Genomic DNA, 16,649 nt, shown 5'->3' with positions numbered 1-16,649 from the left:
CGTGAACGTGCCCGAGGAGAAGACGTGGATTCCCGATTGAATGCTTTTCTTGAACGCGCCGATGCCGTTCTGGCCCGTATCGAGCCGCTGCTGCCCGCGCCTCGGCAAACCATCGACTGGACGCACTGCCTGGCCGCACGCTGGCAGCGCGAGGGGCGCAGCGGTTTTCTGTTGCCGCTGCAAGTCAGCCTGGACACGCGTTTGTCCGACTTGATCGGCGTTGACCGGCAACTGGAGCAACTGGGCCGCAACACCCGACAGTTTCTCGACGGCATGCCGGCCAACCACGCTTTGCTCTGGGGCTCGCGTGGCACCGGTAAATCGTCGCTGGTGCGCGCCTTGCTGTCGGAACACGCCAAGAGCGGCCTGCGGCTGATCGAGATCGAACGCGATCACCTGGCGGACTTGCCGCGCGTGGTCGAACAGATCGCCAAGTTGCCTCAGCGCTTTGTGCTGTTTTGCGATGACCTGTCGTTCGAGTCGGGCGAGGGCGATTACCGCGTGCTCAAGAGCGTGCTCGATGGTTCGCTCGAACAGGCGCCAGACAACGTTCTGCTGTACGCCACCTCCAACCGTCGCCATCTGGTGCCGGAAAAGGAGAGTGATAACGAGAACTGGAAAAGGGTCGATGGCGAACTCCACCCCAGTGAGGCGGTGGAAGACAAGATCGCGCTGTCGGACCGTTTTGGTCTGTGGTTGTCGTTCTATCCGTTTACTCAGGAGCATTTCCTTAACGTCGTCGAGCATTGGATCGGCCAATTGGCCGACAAGGCCGGCCTTGAGTGGCAGCGTGACGAAGAGTTGGACATCCTCGCAGTGCGCTGGGCCACAGGCCGGGGCAATCGCAACGGACGTTGCGCGTATCAATTTGCCCGTTATTGGGTCGGGCTGAAGCTGTTGGAGCACAAGGCATGATCGATTTACAAAAGAGCGGCCAGGGCCTGGAGGGCTACGGCATGCTGTGGGCACAACTTGAATCGCTGCTGGCGGACGAGCGTGATTTTATCGCTAACGCCGCACAATTTTCGGCGTTTCTGTTCAACCAGCTCGATGACCTGAACTGGGCCGGTTTCTACCTTAATCGCAACGAAGAACTGGTGCTTGGCCCGTTTCAGGGGCAGATCGCCTGTGTACGTATTCCATTCGGTCGCGGTGTGTGCGGGGCGGCGGCGGCCACCTTGCAGACCCAGCGGGTCGAAGACGTACATGCATTCCCTGGGCACATCGCGTGCGACAGTGCCTCGAACAGTGAGCTGGTGGTGCCGCTGGTCAAGGACGGTCGACTGATCGGTGTACTGGACCTCGATAGCCCGAAACTCGCGCGTTTTACCGCTGACGATCAGGCCGGTATCGAGCAACTGGCGGCGATTTTCCTGCGTCTGACCGACTGCTGATCAGGCCATCAAGCCGGCCTTGATCAGCAGGCTTGACGGGTCGACCGCATCAATCTGTCGTGGGTCGAGAAAACGGTTGGCGTACTGCAAATAGACTTCGTCGTTGATGAACAACCCGAACAATTCAGCGTCAATGTGGGCATCACGGCACATGGTGGCCATGATGCCCAGCGCTTCGCTCAAGGATTTGGCTTTCTTGTAGGGGCGATCGGCGGCGGTCAGCGCTTCGAAAATATCGGCAATCGCCATCATCCGCGCCGGCAGGCTCATGTCTTCGCGCTTCAAACGTTTGGGATAACCGGTGCCGTCCATTTTTTCGTGGTGGCCGCCGGCGATCTCCGCGACGTTATTGAGGTGGCCGGGGAAGGGCAGGTGACTGAGCATCAGGATCGTCTGCACCATGTGGTGATTGATGATGTAACGCTCCTCGCGGGTCAGGGTGCCTCGAGTGATGCTCAGGTTGTAAAGCTCGCCCCGGTTGTACTTGTAGCGCGGTACGTCGAGCTTGAACCCCCACGGATTGTCGGCCGGGATCAGTTCACTGTCGGCACGCTCGAGCAAGTGTTCGGATTTATCCGCCAGCAGCGGCTCGCTGACCGGCAGGGTCGGCGTCGGAGTCCGGGCCTGGCGACGGTTCTCTTCCCATGAAACCCCAAGTCGATCGTCCAGGGTTCGGGTCCAGGTGCGTTTGGCGATAGTGTTCAGGCGTTGCAGATCGGCCTCGGCCATGGCCTCGCTGCCCAAGTTGCAGTGGGCCACAAATGCGAAATCATCATCCAGCGCCGCCAGGCTCGTATCGCGCAATTGCGCCAGAGGCTGCTCGTCACCTCCTCGCGCGATAGCCTGCCAATAGTTGATCCAGGCATCACGCTTGAGCACTTCGAAACGGGTGCGGATTTCGTGGATGCGGTCGTTCAGGGTCTCAAGCTTCGTGGCTTTGTCGACCACGTATTCAGGCGTGGTGATCTTGCCGCAATCATGCAGCCAGGCAGCGATGTGCAGGGCTTCCCACTCATCTTCGGTGGGCCGATAGCTGCTGAAGGCCGGGTCCTGACTGGCCGCGGCAGCCCGTGCCAGCATCAGCGTCAGTGCTGGCACCCGCTGGCAGTGCCCGCCGGTATAGGGGCTTTTGGCATCGATCGCGCCAGCCAGCAGTTGAATAAAAGAGTCCAGCAACTGTTTCTGTTTGGCTTGCAGGCGCTGACTTTCGATACTCACGGCGGCTGCACCGGAAACCGCCTGGAGAAATGCGATGCGGTCCGGGCGAAGTTTTTCCAGGTCGTCTTGCGTGCCGCTGTCGGCCAGCAGCAGGACCAGTAGCCCGACGGTTTCGTTATGACGATTGTGCAGCCGGATACCGATCAGATGAACCCGAGGGCACTCCAGCGCGAGCAAAACCTTCTGCAGGTCCCCTGCCTGTTCGAAGCCGAGGTGGCTGACAACATTGTTGGTATTCGACAGCTCCTGCATCCATTGAGGGCTCAGCGGATCCTGAGGCGTGTGTCCTTGAATATCGAATGATGACAATGCCTGTGAGCTGCCGTTAATGACCAGCGCATGAGGCTCCACGCGATCGTCATCACTTTCCCGCAGGTAGAGCAGACCGGCCTGGGCCTGGCCGATTTTCACGGTTTCAAACAACACCCGTTGCAGCAGCGGGGCGAAACGGGTCTCGGCGCTCAGGCTGTCGGTAATCTGGAAAAAACTTGCCAGGGTGTCTTTCATGCGCGCCATCGACACGCTCAGTTGGTCGACTTCAAGCACCGGCGAGCGACGGGAGGCCGGAAAATTGAAATCGAAACTGCGAATCGCATCGGCTTCCTGCACCAGGGCGCGCAAGGGTTTGACCAGGACTCTCGAGGTCAGCCAACCCATCGGCAGGCACAACAGCAGCGTCGCCAGGGTAATCAATGCGCCTTGCCAGCGCATACGGTAGGCATCGACGAGCAATTCATCCTCCGGCACCAGTAGCGCCAGTTGCAGTCCCTGCGGGCCACCCTCCTGGATACTGCTGCGCGCCACGATCCATTGGCGGCCCGCGGTGTTCAGGCGATTGACCTCGGTGGGACTTGTGAGCAGGGCCGCGAGGCTGGGGCTCAGGTCGGCGGCTTTGACCAGCCGGGCAGTCTGGTCGTCGACGATCAGTTTGCTGCTGTCGGGGTAGGCGATGGCATTGCCCTCGGCATCGAACAGCACAATTTCGGTATTGGGGGTCACCACATGTTTGGCCAGGGTCGCCGACAGTTCAGCCAGCGTGAGGTCGGCCCCCATCACCGCATGCTCGCCACTGCGCCGGGCCAGTGTGGTGCCGACGTTGTGGGTGGAGAAAAAAAGGTAGGGTTCGGTGGTGATCTGATCACGGTCGCTGCGGGCGCTGGAGAACCAGGTGCGGGTACGGGGATCGTAGGTTTCGTCGAGGTTGTCCTGACGGCCGATGAGGGCCAGGTTCTGATCGAAGAACAATGATTGGGAGCGGATCTGACCGCTGCCTGGGTGCTCGATGCTCCATACCTGAAACGCCGCCGTCTGCGGTGCCTTGACCAGCGTTTTCAGGGCGTCGGTGCGCAAAGGACGAACCATGAAGAAGTCGCCATTGCCATAGCCCAGGTACAGCGAGGCCAGATCGGAGTTGTCCTTGAGCGATTGGCTGAAGGGCTTGAGCAACGCCAGGCGTTGCTCAAGATCGGGCGCCTGGGTCGCTGGATTGTCCGCCAGCAGGTTCAGCAAATGACGGATCGGCTGATAGGTGCGATGCAGGTCCAGACGGACATCCTGCTCGATGCGGTTGAAGAGCTTTTCGCTGCTGGAAAGAATGATCTGGGTGGTTTGCCGATAGTTGAAAATGCCCAGTACCACCCCGGTCAGCAACAACAGGAAGGTGAACATCACACTGATATGGATGTGCAGAGGGAACCGGCGTTGATCCGGGCGCAGTGGGCTGGGCATTGCAGCTTTCTCCATGATGATTAACACACTGCTCAGCCCCCAAGCATAGTTAATGCTCCTTCATTCTGCTTTTGTCATGGCGTGCCATCTGTTGTTGCAATGCCTGCTCCAGTTCGAGCATGGCGCGCTCCAAGGACTTGCTGCAATCGGCCACTTCATCGTGGTGGAGCCTGTTATTGCAGGCCTGTTCGAGCGCCTCGCAGCTGTCGATCAGTCGCGATGCCTGGACGATTCGGGCCGCGCCCTTGATTTTGTGGGCAATGTCGAGGAGTGACTGCCGGTCCTTTGACTCGGATAACGCCAGCAGCGCTGTGCGGTCCAGGCGGTTGCTGTTAAGCAGTTCGGTCAACAATCGCTGGTTCAGTGTCGGGTTGCCACCGGTCAACAGGTGCAGCCCCTCCAGACTGAAGGCCGGCTCGCGGACCGTCGGTGTGATGCTTTCGACCCATTGGCTCAAGGCCGTCAGGCTGAGGGGCTTGAACAGGCAATCGTCCATCCCGGCCAGTTTGCAGCGTTGTCTTTCCTCCGGCTGCGCGTTGGCGGTGAAACCGAGAACGGTACAGGGAGGGCGCTGCAGGTGCTGTTCATGTTGGCGAATGGCACGGACCAGCTCATATCCATTCATGATTGGCATGTTGCAATCGGCAATCACCAGATCGAATGGCTGATTCTTCCAGACCTCGAACCCCGCCTCGCCATCCGCTGCGACGTTGAATCGATGCCCCAGAAACTCTAGCTGCTGGCACATGAGCAGACGATTGGCCGGGTGATCATCGACCACCAGCACGTTCAAGGGCGCAGTGCTCGGGTGGATTTGCAGCCCGGCAGGTTCCGGCATCCGTTCTGTCGGCAGGGTGGCCAGGTTCAGCGAAACCCGGACCTGCGTGCCGACTCCCGGCTGACTGTTCAATTGCAGGTTGCCGCCCATCATTTCACATAGATTGCGACTGATCACCAGGCCCAGCCCCGCACCGCCTCGGGCTGACTGGCCGGAGTTATCGGCCTGGACGAAAGGCTCGAACAATCGCTGTTGATCCTGTTCGCTGATCCCTGCGCCACTGTCTTCAACCCGCAACTGCAACTGGACCCGGTCGGGCTCGTCGGTCGGCTGCAACTCGACGCTGATCCTGACTTGGCCTTGTTGCGTGAACTTGATGGCATTGCTGATCAGGTTGGACAGCACCTGCTTGAAGCGCATCGGGTCTAACACAACATCGGTCGCAGGTTTGGCAGGGCTGAACTCCAGGTGCAGTCCGAGATTTTTCTGCCGGGCCAACCCGTCGAAAATTCGCACCACCGAGGCTATGGTTTCAGCCAGGTTGACGCGCTCCGGGCTCAGGCTCAGACGTCCGGATTCGATGCGCGCAATATCGAGAATGTCCCCGATCAATTCCAGCAGGTCTTTCGCCGAGTGGTACGCGACGTCGATGGCTGGCCGATCCGGATGACTGTGATCGATACGTTTGAGCGTCAGTTCGAGCATGCCGATGATTGCATTCATGGGCGTGCGGATTTCATGGCTCATGGTCGCCAGAAAGGTGCTTTTAGCTCGGTTGGCAGCATCGGCTTGCTCTTTCGCGGCCCGCAGTTCATCGAACAGTTGCCGGCGTTCGCTGATGTCGATCCAGCCGCCAATGATGCCTTGCACGTCGCCGCTCGAGTCGCGATAGGGAAGAATCCAGTGATAGATCGTTAGATTGCGGTCGTCGATGTGCAACGGACGGTCGAGAATCAGCGGCGTCCCCTCGGCCATGACGCGCTGGTAATCCGCCTGATATTCCCTTGCTTCGAAGGCATTGCCAAGGGTGCCTGGTATGACGCCTTTACCGATGATGTCTTCGCGTTTTGCACGGAAGGCTTCCAGGTAACTGTCGTTGCAGCTTTGCAGCAATCCCTGGCGATCACGTACATAAATGGGATGAGGCGTGCCATTGACCAGTGATCGCATGAATTCCAGTTGATCGTTCAAGGCGCGCTCGGCCGCTTGCCGCTGTTTTATCTGGCGCCTCATATAGGCGTTCCAGGCAATGGATATCAGCAGTAACACGCCGGCAGTGATAACGATCTGATAGAACACACGGTGATAGTTGCGCCAGGTACTTTGCGAGGCCGCTGAATAGCCGCGCCAGCGGTTATTGATGATGCCCAGCTCCTCCGGTGCAATGCTCAGCAGTGCCTTGTCGAGGATGGCATTCAGTTCCTTGGCGTCGCGCCCGGTCGCCAGGGAAAACGCTGCCTGTCGGGTGCCGATGGTGGTGCTGATCTGAAGTGTCTGTTCGAAGATCCTCGACGAGATGAAGTAGTTGGCGATCACCAGTGAGTTCACCGCCCCTTCTGCCTGGCCCTCGGCGAGCAGCTCCACGGCACTGAACGTGTCCGGGGTTTCAACCAGGTTGATCCGCGGAAACTCGCTACGCAGGTAATCCACCAGTGGATTGCCTTGGGCGATGGCCAGGCGTTTGTCTTGCAATTGCGTGAGGTTTGTCGGGCTGTCGGCCGCTTTTCGCGTCAGCAGCACAAAGGAGTTTTCCAGATAGGGGCGGCTGAAGTTCAGTGTGGTTTCACGTTGGACGCTGGGAAGCAGGGCGGCGATCAGGTCAGCCTGATGGTTAGCGATCTGCTCGATCATCGCGTCATCGCTTCGGCTGCGCTGGATTTCGAAACGCAAACCGGTGCGCAATCTGATCAGCTCGAGCAGATCAGCCGTGACACCTCGAAAGTTACCGTCGCTGTCAAAAAACGTCAGCGGCGCAAACGCTTCATTGACCACGACGCGCACGACCGGATGTTGTGCCAGCCAGCGTTCTTCACGGTGGCTGAGTTGCAGTTTGTGATCGGTGAGAAGAATGTCGCTGCCGGCACTCCAGCGTTTGGCGATGTTTTCTCGCTCGCTGGTGGGGATGGCCTTGAGTACCGCGTTGATGATCCCGAGCAGATCCGGGTTGTCCTTTTGCACGGCAAAACTGAAACCATGGGCTTCGTGTTTACCGAAGTTGGCCATGCGGATGTTGTTCAGATACCCCTTGTTGATCATGTAGTGGGTTGAAATGGTGTCGCCGAGAAAAACGTCGGCCTGGTCGAAGGCAACCGCATTGATTGCATTCTGGTAGGACGGATAGGAGGTGATGATTGCCTTCGGATACAGCGCCCTGACCTCATCCAGAGGCAGATAGTGATACACCATGCTGAGCCGCATGCCGGCAAGTCCATCGGTCAGCGATCTGGTTTCTCCTTCTCGTGTCACCAGTACGGGTTGATCCACCGCATAAGGCGTGGACAGGGAAATGTCGGCATTGTCGGCCTCGAACCCATTGGCGGTGCCGAGCATGTCGACCTGGCCTTTTTCCAGCGCCTCGATCGCGGCCCCCCGGGATGCGAAGCGCTGAACCTTGACCGGCAACCCTATGGCCTTGCCGAGGATACCTGCGTAATCGGCGGTGAAACCTTCATAGTCATGGCCGCTGAGGGTCAGGTCGAAAGGAGGATAATCCGGGGCCGATGTACCGAGGATCAATTCACGTTTGTCTTTAACCCATTGTTGTTGTGAGGTATCCAGCTGGACTTCCATGTGCCCGGCCGTCGAGCGACTGAGCAGGGAGTAGTGCTCGCTGGCCGTCTGAGCCGCGAGTACTGAGGTGCTCAGGCATAAACCCGCGGCCATGAGTATTAGATAATCCTTGAAACGGCTGGGCATCCTGTTTCTCACACTAACGCGTTACGTTTTGCCATATCGATGAGTTCAACCAGGGACTTGGCCTTGAGTTTCTGCATGAGTCGCTTTTTATAAGTGCTGACCGTCTTGTTACTGAGAAACATGCCCTTGGCAATTTCTTTGTTGGTACGGCCTTGAGCGAAAAGCTGTAATACCATCAGCTCTCGATCGTTAACGGATTTAAATAATTCCAGGTCGGCCCAGCGCGCGTCGTCACGACGAACAGGGTTCAAGGCTTGACTGGGGAAGTAGTTGTAACCTGATAAGACCGCTTTGATCGCACTCATCAGTTCACTGAGATCTTCTTGTTTGCATACATAGCCCGATGCGCCGGACTGCATGCAGCGAATACCGAAAAGTGTCGGGCACTGTGCAGTTAATACCAGTGTTTTTAGGGGGGTGCTCATGGCGTTGAAACGGGAGAGAACTTCCAGCCCATCCAGTTTGGGAATGCTGATGTCGAGGATGATCAGGTCAGGCATGCATTCGCGAACCATCTGCATTGCATCGACCCCATTGTCAGTTTCGCCGACGACTTTGTAACCTTCATGTTCCAGCAGCATTCGAACGGCAAGGCGGATAACAGGGTGATCGTCGACAATAAAAACGGAGTTCATAATCAAATCCCATACGTGCACAAATAAAGCGCGCACCTTAGCTCAGATAGTTGAGGGGCCGCATGAACTGAGGGGGCTGTAGCAGCAATATAGGAAAAGTCCTACAGCCGAAGAAGAATAGGACTACGTATCAACTAGGTTTTGCATGAGGAAGAGCAAAAGTTTGGTAGGGCTGGTCGAGAGATTGAAAGCATTGAGTTAGAGGTGTGAACCTATGATTTGGTCATGTTTGTAGTGTGTTTGGGTTTTTGTGTTTTTATGCTGAGGCCAAGGTCAATAAGTTTCTGAAGTCTGATTGTTTCAATGGCTTTATCAAGTAACCGAGCAAGGGCAGTCCATGTTCGTAGGCCACTACTTTAAGTTTGTCCAGTTCGACGGATGTCAGGCTGCTCAGAAGTATTGCCTGCCTGATCATCCCCCGGTGACTGGCGTACTCGATCAAATCAAGGCCTGGAAGGTCGGGCAGGCATTGGTCGCACAGAAGAATATCGAACGGTTGCGCAGCCTTGAGCATTTGCTGCAAGGCGCCTTCGGCACTGTCAGTGGCGGTCAGTTGGGTGAAGCCATAACTCTCGAGCAGGTACTGAGTCGCCCGTAGCTGAAAGGGATGATCTTCCACCAGCAAGATGCGCCAATCATGTTTGAACGTAGGAGTTTTCATGCGTCATCTGTCGAGCAGGGGAGTGTGATTATTTCGCGAGATGGTCGAACAATCGATCAGTCCGCTCTGCACAAGGTGTAGGGCGATTCTGTCGACGTTGAAATACAGATGAATGTCGAGACATTCGATCAGCCGTTCAGAGTGCTCTGGCACGGCTGACCGATACGCTTCTATCCGTGGCTTGAACGACCGGTCATTTCCAGCGCCATTTCACTGGCATAGCTGTCGGTCATGCCGGCGATGAAATCAATCATGCGCAAGAAGGAGGTGTGTAAAGGGCCATGAGGATCGGGCGCATTATTGCCCAACAGGTCGAGTATGCGACGGTTCTTGAAGGATGGCGTACGGCCGTTGTGCTGCTCCAGCGCCGCGCCGCAAAAGGCGTTGAGCAGGATTTCCAGGGTGGTGTAGGCGCCGATTTCGTGGAGTGTCTTGCGCTTGTCCTGGAAGATTTTTTTGCGCGCCATGTCCTTGGCATTCAAGACGCAGCGTTTGGCGGGGCCATGCATGTGTTCCACCAGGTCGCCAGGCAGCGTGCCAGCCAGCAGCGCGTCCTGTTGCTCGACGAACGCTCGGGCTGCTGCGTTGGTCAGGTGTTCGATGGCTTTGCCCCGCAGAATCGCCAGTTTGCGCCGACGCGAATCTTGCGGGCCGAGCTGGCGATAGGTTTCGGGGAGGTCATCGCCCACCAGGTCCAGCAGCAGGGACTCGACTTCGGCGTACTCCAACAGCTCCATCTCCAGGCCATCTTCCAGATCGATCAGCGCGTAGCAGATGTCGTCGGCGGCCTCCATCAGGTACACCAGCGGATGGCGCGCCCAGCGTTGTTCGTCCAGTTGGGGCAGGCCGAGTTTATGAGCGATCTGTTCCAGCAGCGGCAGTTCGCTCTGATAGCAGCCGAACTTGTGCTTCTTGTAGCCCAGTGAGTCGGCGTGCCGAGCAGTCCACGGGTATTTCAGGTAGGTGCCCAGCGTGGCGTAGGTCAGGCGGGTCCCCCCTTCGAACTGGTGGTATTCAAGCTGGGTAAGTACCCGGAAACCCTGGGCATTGCCTTCAAAATTGAGAAAGTCATTGCGTTCGGCTTCGCTCATCGCATCCAGCCAGCCACGGCCTGCGGCCTGCTGGAACCAGTGGCGGATCGCGTCTTCGCCGGAGTGGCCGAAGGGCGGATTACCGATGTCATGGGCCAGGCAAGCCGATTGCACCACCATTCCCAGGTCGCTCGGTTCGCACCAGTCGGGCAGGGCGCTGCGGATGGTTTCACCAACGCGCATGCCCAGCGAACGGCCGACGCAGCTGACTTCCAGCGAGTGGGTCAGGCGCGTGTGGATGTGGTCGTTGCTGGAGACCGGATGGACCTGGGTCTTGCGCCCGAGACGGCGAAACGCGCCTGAAAAAATAATGCGGTCATGGTCTTTATGGAAAGGGCTGCGGCCGAGTTCTTCCGGGCTGTGCACAGGCTTTCCGAGGCGTTCGCGGGTAAGCAGGGTTTGCCAATCCAAGGCTGGTTTCTCCGTCAGGTGACTGATCCCCTAGCTTCCCGGTTCGCGCCGATACCTGCAAGAGGAACTAGGGTCTGTTGACGTATGGTGACGACCGCCACCATACGTCAACAGACCCTAAAGCCCTGCGGCATCGATATCGATGAGCAGCAGTCGTTCGCCGTTATCGAAAAATTGCCCGGCGGTGAGGCAGTACTGATTGCTGGTGGCATCGCGGTAGGTGTTGGAAAGCGTCAGCCGGCGCTCATCCCAACCCTCGGCCAGCAAATGATAAAAGTAGGGGCGCCATGACCAGTTATGGCCCAGGTAGCGGTTATCGGCTTCCCAGCCGTTGTTGCGCCATTCCAGGTTGGGGGTCAGCTGCGTGCCGTGGCGGTCGCATTGATAAAAACGCAATAACCAGGGAAACGCTTCCAGTTGCGGCAAGGTACTGAGGGGTGCGCTGGCTTGAGCCCAGGCTTGCAGGATGGTCATCAGTTCGCTGAGTTGCTGGCGCATGATCATCAGACGAGCGCGTTCAGCCAGTTTTTGCTGAACATAGCGCTGGCGCAGTTGCGCGAAGCGCTCGACAAAGGCATCAGTGGCGAAGAAGTCAGCTTGCGCACGGGCGAACAGAAAGCCCTGTACGTAGCGTGAACCACACTCCAGGGCAAAATTCAGTTGAGCTTCGGTTTCCACGCCCTCGGCGATAATCCAGCAACCGGTTTTCTCCGCCATTTGCGCCAGTGCCTTCACCACGTCACTGCTGGGGCCTCCCAGCGCGGCGGCCTGGAACAATCGCATGTCGAGCTTGAGAATGTCCGGTTGCAGAGCGAGCACGCGATCGAGCTGAGAGTAACCGGCACCGAAATCATCGATGGCGATCCGCGCCCCGGCTTGCCGGTAGCGGGCCACGACTTCGGCCAGACGCTGGCTGTCGCCGCTCAGTTCGGTGATTTCGAATACGATTCGCTGTGCGTCGACGCCATGCCTGCTCAGCTGCTTGAGGCTTGGCAGTGCCTGGTCCCGGCGCAAGCGACTGATCCAGCGGGGCGATATGTTCAGGCTGAGAAACCAGTCCGGGGGCGCTTCATGCAGACGGCTCAGCGCATCATCGCGAATCTGGCGATCGAGACGACGCAGGGCGATGGCGGGGGTTCGCGGGTCGGCGAACAGCGGTCCTACCGAGGTCAGTTGACCGTCGGCCTGACGCAGTCGACCCAGCGCTTCGACGCCAGCGATGCGGCCCGTCGCGGTATCGATGAACGGTTGAAAGCAGGCGAGCGGTTGCCCGTCGATCACGAGGCCTCCTTAGTGAGGGGTTGTTCTGGGTAAACCTGGACATCAGGCAGGCACGCGGGATCAACCTCTCGATAAAGAGGTTGATCCCGGTGGTATTGCAAGAATGCAGCCAAACAGGACTGATTAGTGTTTGCGCGAGTTCTGCATGATCAGCTTGATCAGTGGCCCCAGCGTGACGCCCAGGCGAGCCAGCCGAGTCAGGCTGCCGATACCGCCACCCTTGGCACCCTTGCCGGTCAGAAAGCCCAACCCGATCACGGCCGCGATGCCCCAGAGCGGGGCGTGTTTGATGCCGAGACCGTCTTGCAGGTTTTGCGTCATGTCACGCACGCGTTGCAGGGGATGCAACAGGTGTTGGGATTCGTGGCGAATTTCCTGGCGATGCATTTCCATGCGCAGGCGGATCAGTGCCTTGCGCATTTCCGTGCGCGAGCTGTTGCGGGGAAGTTCAGGCATGCTCATGGCAACAGACGCTCCCGATCATTGGCCAACTCTTCCAGGGTGCCATGGAAGGGCGAGGATTCATCGAAAATCGCTGCTCTCAAGCGCATCGCACAGAACAACGCTGCGAGGGTATAGAACACACAGAGCCCGATGATCGCTGCCAGGCGATAGGTGTCCCAAAACAGGATCAACACCAGCGTCGACAACCCCACCAGTAATAACAAGGCAAAGACCAGCGTCAGGCCTGCAAACAGCAACAGGCTTACGGTGCGTGCTTTTTGTTCCTGCAATTCAATGCCAAACAGTTCGACATGACTGTGCAGCAGGCCAAGAAACGCGGCACCGAGGCGCCGCGGTGATGAGCCGGTGCCCGTCTCGGACGAGCCGGATTCGCCGATCGCCATATCAGCGCCGAGTGGCTAGCAGGCCAATCAGGAAACCCACGCCAGCCGCAATTCCGACCGATTGCCATGGGTTGGCCTGGACGTAATCTTCCGTGGCGGTGACAGCGGCTTTGCCGCGCTCGCGCACAGAGTCTTCGGTCAATCTCAGGGTTTCCCGCGCGCGCATCAGACTGTCATGGATCTGCTGGCGCAACTCATCGGCTTGATCGCCAGCCAGGGATTTGGTGTGTTCCAGCAACCTTTCAGTGTCGGTGACCAGCGTCTGAAAATCTTCCATCAGAACTTCTTGAGCAGTCTTTGCTGTAGTGCGTGCCATTGGTGATCTCCGTAAGTGGCTTCTGAAGCGTTCGAGTATGAGCCTTGCGTGAAGGTTCAGTACAAATGACTGGTACAACTTTTGCTGTGTCGTGGTGCGTCAGCCTGCGCCATTGCGCTGTTGCTGGGCATGATTTAAGGAAAACCTTAACTCAAATAATCAAAACTCGCGCAAAGGCTGCGTTCTTGTGCGCCAAAGCGGTTCATCCAGATTAGCGCTGCGGTCTGGATGAGCTGCAACTTGGTGCGTCAGTCGTCCGCGCGAACTGCTTTGGTGCTTTTTTCAGCCTTCAGGTCTGCCAATCCATGGAAAATCTGCAAAGTGCTGTGGACAGTCTGGTCCATAGCTCCAACACGTTGTTCATCCTTATCGGTGCGGTCATGGTCCTTGCCATGCACGCCGGTTTCGCCTTTCTCGAGGTGGGTACGGTTCGACAAAAGAACCAGGTCAACGCCTTGTCGAAGATCCTCAGCGACTTCGCCATTTCGACCCTAGCCTACTTCTTTATAGGCTATTGGATTTCTTACGGGGTCACTTTCATGCAACCGGCGGCGGTGATTACTGCCGACCATGGCTATGGGTTGGTGAAGTTTTTCTTTCTGTTGACCTTTGCTGCGGCAATCCCGGCAATCATTTCCGGAGGCATCGCCGAGCGCGCCCGGTTCGTGCCGCAGTTGTGTGCGACGGCGCTGATCGTGGCGTTCATCTATCCCTTCTTCGAAGGCATGATCTGGAATGGCAACTTTGGTCTGCAGGCCTGGTTGCTGGAGCGCTTTGGCGCCAGCTTCCATGACTTCGCAGGCTCTGTAGTGGTTCACGCCATGGGCGGCTGGCTGGCACTCGCGGCGGTGTTGTTGCTCGGTCCAAGGCAAGGTCGTTATCGCGATGGGCGACTCGTGGCATTCGCACCGTCGAGCATTCCCTTTCTGGCGTTGGGTTCGTGGATTTTGATCGTCGGCTGGTTCGGCTTCAACGTGATGAGCGCCCAGACCTTGCAAGGGGTCAGCGGGCTGGTGGCGGTGAATTCGCTGATGGCCATGGTCGGCGGCACCGTGGCGGCGTTGATCGTCGGGCGCAATGACCCGGGCTTCCTGCATAACGGCCCGTTGGCCGGGTTGGTGGCGATCTGCGCCGGCTCGGATCTGATGCACCCGGTGGGCGCATTGGTGACCGGTGCCATCGCCGGGGCACTGTTTGTCTGGTGCTTTACCGCGGCTCAAGGCAAATGGCGTATCGATGATGTGCTGGGCGTCTGGCCTTTGCATGGGCTGTGTGGTGTCTGGGGCGGGATCGCTTGCGGCATCTTTGGTCAAACCGCCTTGGGTGGCTTGGGGGGCGTGAGCCTGATCAGTCAGTTGATCGGCACTTCTCTGGGGGTGATCGTGGCGCTGGCCGGCGGTTTTGCGGTGTATGGCACGATCAAGACGTTCCATGGCCTGCGCCTGAGCCAGGAAGAGGAGTATTACGGCGCGGACTTGTCGGTGCACAAGATCGGCGCCGTGAGTCAGGATTGAATCACCGTTCCTCATCGTCTGCGCCGGGGTAAAAACCGTGCAGCAGGCGATAGCGGTCACGTCGTACCTGGTCGACCCGGTCTCGCACTTGCTGGCCGGGTATGCCCAGCATGATCAGCGCGTGGGAGGCGAGCATCAGGCTGGACTCCAGCAACTCGGGTACGACTTCGCTGGCGCCAGCCGCCTTTAACTCGGCCAACTGACTGTCGTCCCGCGTGCGCACCAGGATCGATACGCTCGGGTTGAACCGGCGTGCCTCCTTGAGTATCAACAGTGCGATGTCCGTCTTGTCCACGGCGACCACCAGCAGTCGGGCGCGTTCCAGCCCTATCGCGACCAGCAACTCGCCGCGACGTGAGTCGCCGTAATGAACACAGCTTTCATTGACGGCTGCTTCCTGAACCCGCACCGGGTCGGTATCCAGCGCAATGTAAGGTTGATCTACATTACGCAAGACCCGCCCGATGGACTGGCCTACGCGGCCGTAACCACAAATCACTACGTGATTGTGCAAGCCTGCATTGAGCGCGCTGATTTCTTCAAGTTCGGCTTCTTCGTTGGGCTTGTGGTGCAGGCGTGTGGCGATGTGGGGAGCGGCGCGCAGCAGTAAAGGCGTCACCAGCATCGAGCAGAACGTGGCGGCCAGCAGCAGGCCACCGAAGTCGGCGGGCATCAGTTTGCTCTGCTGCATCTGCGCCATCAGGGCAAAGCAGAATTCGCCCCCTTGAGCCAATGCCAGGCCGCTGCGCCAGGCGGTTTCGACATCGCTGCCGCGCCATTTGACCAACACCGCGACCACGGTGCCTTTGATCAGCAGCAATCCCAGCGTTAGACCGAGAATCAGCAGGCCGTGGCTGGCAAACAACCGCAAGTCGATCAGCATGCCGATGCTGACGAAGAACACCCCGAGCAGAATGTCGCGGAACGGACGGATGTCCGCTTCGATCTGATGTCGGTAGTGACTTTCCCCCAGTAGCATGCCGGCGAGAAAGGCACCCAGGGCTGGGGAGAGGCCGAGCAGGTGAGTCAACCAGGCCGTCAGCAAAACGATCACCAGCGCCAACAGCACGAACAACTCTGCGGACCGGGACGCGGCGACTTCATGGAACAGCCGTGGCAGAAACCAGCGACTGACCAGCAGCAGGCCGACGAACAGCACTATGGTCTTGCCCAGCGTCAAAGGCAGCGCCCAATACCAGGCCTGGTCGCTGCTGCCGGCGAACACCGGCACCAGGGTCAGTAGCAACACTGCGACCACGTCCTGGAACAACAGCACGGCGATGGCATTCTGGCCATGGCGGCTGAAGAGCTCACCGAGGCTGCTCAACTCCTTGCTGACAATGGCGGTGGACGACAGCGCCAAACCGGTACCGAGTAACAGTGCAGGCTTGGTCGGCATGCCGAACAGCATCAGCAACCCCCCCAGCACAATCCCGGAACCCAGTACTTGCAGGCTGCCCAGGCCAAATACCACTTGGCGCAGTGCGAGCATTTTCGACAGGGAAAACTCAAGCCCGAGGGAGAACAGCAAGAACACCACGCCCAACTCGGCAAGGTCGGGCAGCTCTTCGCTTTCATTCACCCAGTTGAACGCTGTCGGCCCGATCATCAGCCCTACGCACAGGTAGCCCAGCACCGGCGGCAAGCGCAGGCGCTGGAACAGTGCAATCACCACCAGTGAGGAGGTGAAGATGATCAACAGATTGGCGAACACAAAAAGCTCCGGTGAGGGTTCTGACTACTCAAGCGTAGAGGCAAAAAAGACGCGAGCATCGCGCAAATGACCGTTGAGGCGAATGATGTGCGTCAGGAGTTTGCCGAAATCTCTTGAAATCAGCCATTGCTCAGACAGATAGGG

At 58.3% G+C, this 16,649-nt stretch carries 13 protein-coding genes; 3 read left to right on the top strand and 10 right to left on the bottom strand.

The window, feature by feature from the left end:
- The first annotated feature begins 24 nt into the window (after nucleotides 1-24).
- Both AB7M22_RS18155 and AB7M22_RS18150 read left to right on the top strand, forming a co-directional pair.
- Entirely contained in the window at nucleotides 25-915 is an 891-nt protein-coding gene (locus tag AB7M22_RS18155) for an ATP-binding protein (protein WP_007895040.1), read from the top strand.
- Nucleotides 912-1,394: a GAF domain-containing protein gene (locus AB7M22_RS18150; RefSeq protein WP_007940023.1), complete on the top strand. Its 483-nt coding sequence runs from the start codon at nucleotides 912-914 to the stop codon at nucleotides 1,392-1,394. Before AB7M22_RS18155 ends, AB7M22_RS18150 begins: the two co-directional genes overlap by 4 nt.
- Here the strand turns inward: AB7M22_RS18150 and AB7M22_RS18145 are convergent, their stop codons facing one another.
- The 9 genes from AB7M22_RS18145 to AB7M22_RS18105 form a co-directional block, all read right to left on the bottom strand.
- Nucleotides 1,395-4,340 carry an HD domain-containing phosphohydrolase gene (locus AB7M22_RS18145; protein WP_454187330.1) on the bottom strand — a complete coding sequence of 982 codons (2,946 nt, stop codon included), beginning with the start codon at nucleotides 4,338-4,340 and terminating at the stop codon, nucleotides 1,395-1,397.
- 49 nt (nucleotides 4,341-4,389) lie between these two features.
- A complete protein-coding gene (locus AB7M22_RS18140; RefSeq protein WP_454187329.1) occupies nucleotides 4,390-8,034 on the bottom strand; it encodes a transporter substrate-binding domain-containing protein in 3,645 nt (1,214 codons plus the stop codon).
- 8 nt (nucleotides 8,035-8,042) lie between these two features.
- Nucleotides 8,043-8,669 (bottom strand): response regulator, encoded by a 627-nt coding sequence (locus AB7M22_RS18135; protein WP_007895044.1) that lies wholly within the window; start codon nucleotides 8,667-8,669, stop codon nucleotides 8,043-8,045.
- Between the two features lie 256 nt (nucleotides 8,670-8,925).
- Nucleotides 8,926-9,330, bottom strand: a complete 405-nt coding sequence (locus AB7M22_RS18130; RefSeq protein WP_454187328.1) for a response regulator — start codon at nucleotides 9,328-9,330, stop codon at nucleotides 8,926-8,928.
- A gap of 170 nt (nucleotides 9,331-9,500) precedes the next feature.
- Nucleotides 9,501-10,832: a deoxyguanosinetriphosphate triphosphohydrolase gene (locus tag AB7M22_RS18125; protein WP_008009376.1), complete on the bottom strand. Its 1,332-nt coding sequence runs from the start codon at nucleotides 10,830-10,832 to the stop codon at nucleotides 9,501-9,503.
- A 117-nt stretch (nucleotides 10,833-10,949) separates the two neighbouring features.
- Complete coding sequence (locus AB7M22_RS18120; protein WP_454187327.1) at nucleotides 10,950-12,113, bottom strand: EAL domain-containing protein; 1,164 nt, start codon at nucleotides 12,111-12,113, stop codon at nucleotides 10,950-10,952.
- A gap of 123 nt (nucleotides 12,114-12,236) precedes the next feature.
- Complete coding sequence (locus tag AB7M22_RS18115) at nucleotides 12,237-12,575, bottom strand: hypothetical protein (protein ID WP_454187326.1); 339 nt, start codon at nucleotides 12,573-12,575, stop codon at nucleotides 12,237-12,239.
- On the bottom strand, nucleotides 12,572-12,961 hold the full coding sequence (locus AB7M22_RS18110) for a phage holin family protein (RefSeq protein ID WP_008009373.1): 390 nt from the start codon (nucleotides 12,959-12,961) through the stop codon (nucleotides 12,572-12,574). Before AB7M22_RS18110 ends, AB7M22_RS18115 begins: the two co-directional genes overlap by 4 nt.
- Before the next feature lies 1 nt (nucleotide 12,962).
- A complete protein-coding gene (locus tag AB7M22_RS18105; protein ID WP_454187325.1) occupies nucleotides 12,963-13,277 on the bottom strand; it encodes a DUF883 family protein in 315 nt (104 codons plus the stop codon).
- Between the two features lie 305 nt (nucleotides 13,278-13,582).
- Here AB7M22_RS18105 and AB7M22_RS18100 point away from each other — a divergent pair, with 305 nt between their 5' ends.
- Nucleotides 13,583-14,791 (top strand): ammonium transporter, encoded by a 1,209-nt coding sequence (locus AB7M22_RS18100; protein ID WP_454187324.1) that lies wholly within the window; start codon nucleotides 13,583-13,585, stop codon nucleotides 14,789-14,791.
- A gap of 1 nt (nucleotide 14,792) precedes the next feature.
- Here the strand turns inward: AB7M22_RS18100 and AB7M22_RS18095 are convergent, their stop codons facing one another.
- Nucleotides 14,793-16,505, bottom strand: coding sequence for a cation:proton antiporter (locus AB7M22_RS18095; protein WP_454187323.1), 1,713 nt, complete (start codon nucleotides 16,503-16,505; stop codon nucleotides 14,793-14,795).
- Between the last annotated feature and the right edge of the window lie 144 nt (nucleotides 16,506-16,649).

It is taken from the genome of Pseudomonas sp. ADAK2 TE3594, from assembly GCF_053628675.1.
The sequence above is the reverse complement of the archived record's forward strand: the minus strand, read 5'-3'. Positions and strand labels throughout refer to the sequence as shown.

Coding starts and splice junctions, on each gene's coding strand:
- AB7M22_RS18135 (WP_007895044.1), bottom strand. CDS start 8,669: ATGAACTCCGTTTTTATTGTCGACGATCACCCTGTTATCCGCCTTGCC.
- AB7M22_RS18110 (WP_008009373.1), bottom strand. CDS start 12,961: ATGGCGATCGGCGAATCCGGCTCGTCCGAGACGGGCACCGGCTCATCA.
- AB7M22_RS18140 (WP_454187329.1), bottom strand. CDS start 8,034: ATGCCCAGCCGTTTCAAGGATTATCTAATACTCATGGCCGCGGGTTTA.
- AB7M22_RS18100 (WP_454187324.1), top strand. CDS start 13,583: ATGGAAAATCTGCAAAGTGCTGTGGACAGTCTGGTCCATAGCTCCAAC.
- AB7M22_RS18150 (WP_007940023.1), top strand. CDS start 912: ATGATCGATTTACAAAAGAGCGGCCAGGGCCTGGAGGGCTACGGCATG.
- AB7M22_RS18145 (WP_454187330.1), bottom strand. CDS start 4,340: ATGCCCAGCCCACTGCGCCCGGATCAACGCCGGTTCCCTCTGCACATC.
- AB7M22_RS18105 (WP_454187325.1), bottom strand. CDS start 13,277: ATGGCACGCACTACAGCAAAGACTGCTCAAGAAGTTCTGATGGAAGAT.
- AB7M22_RS18115 (WP_454187326.1), bottom strand. CDS start 12,575: ATGAGCATGCCTGAACTTCCCCGCAACAGCTCGCGCACGGAAATGCGC.
- AB7M22_RS18130 (WP_454187328.1), bottom strand. CDS start 9,330: ATGAAAACTCCTACGTTCAAACATGATTGGCGCATCTTGCTGGTGGAA.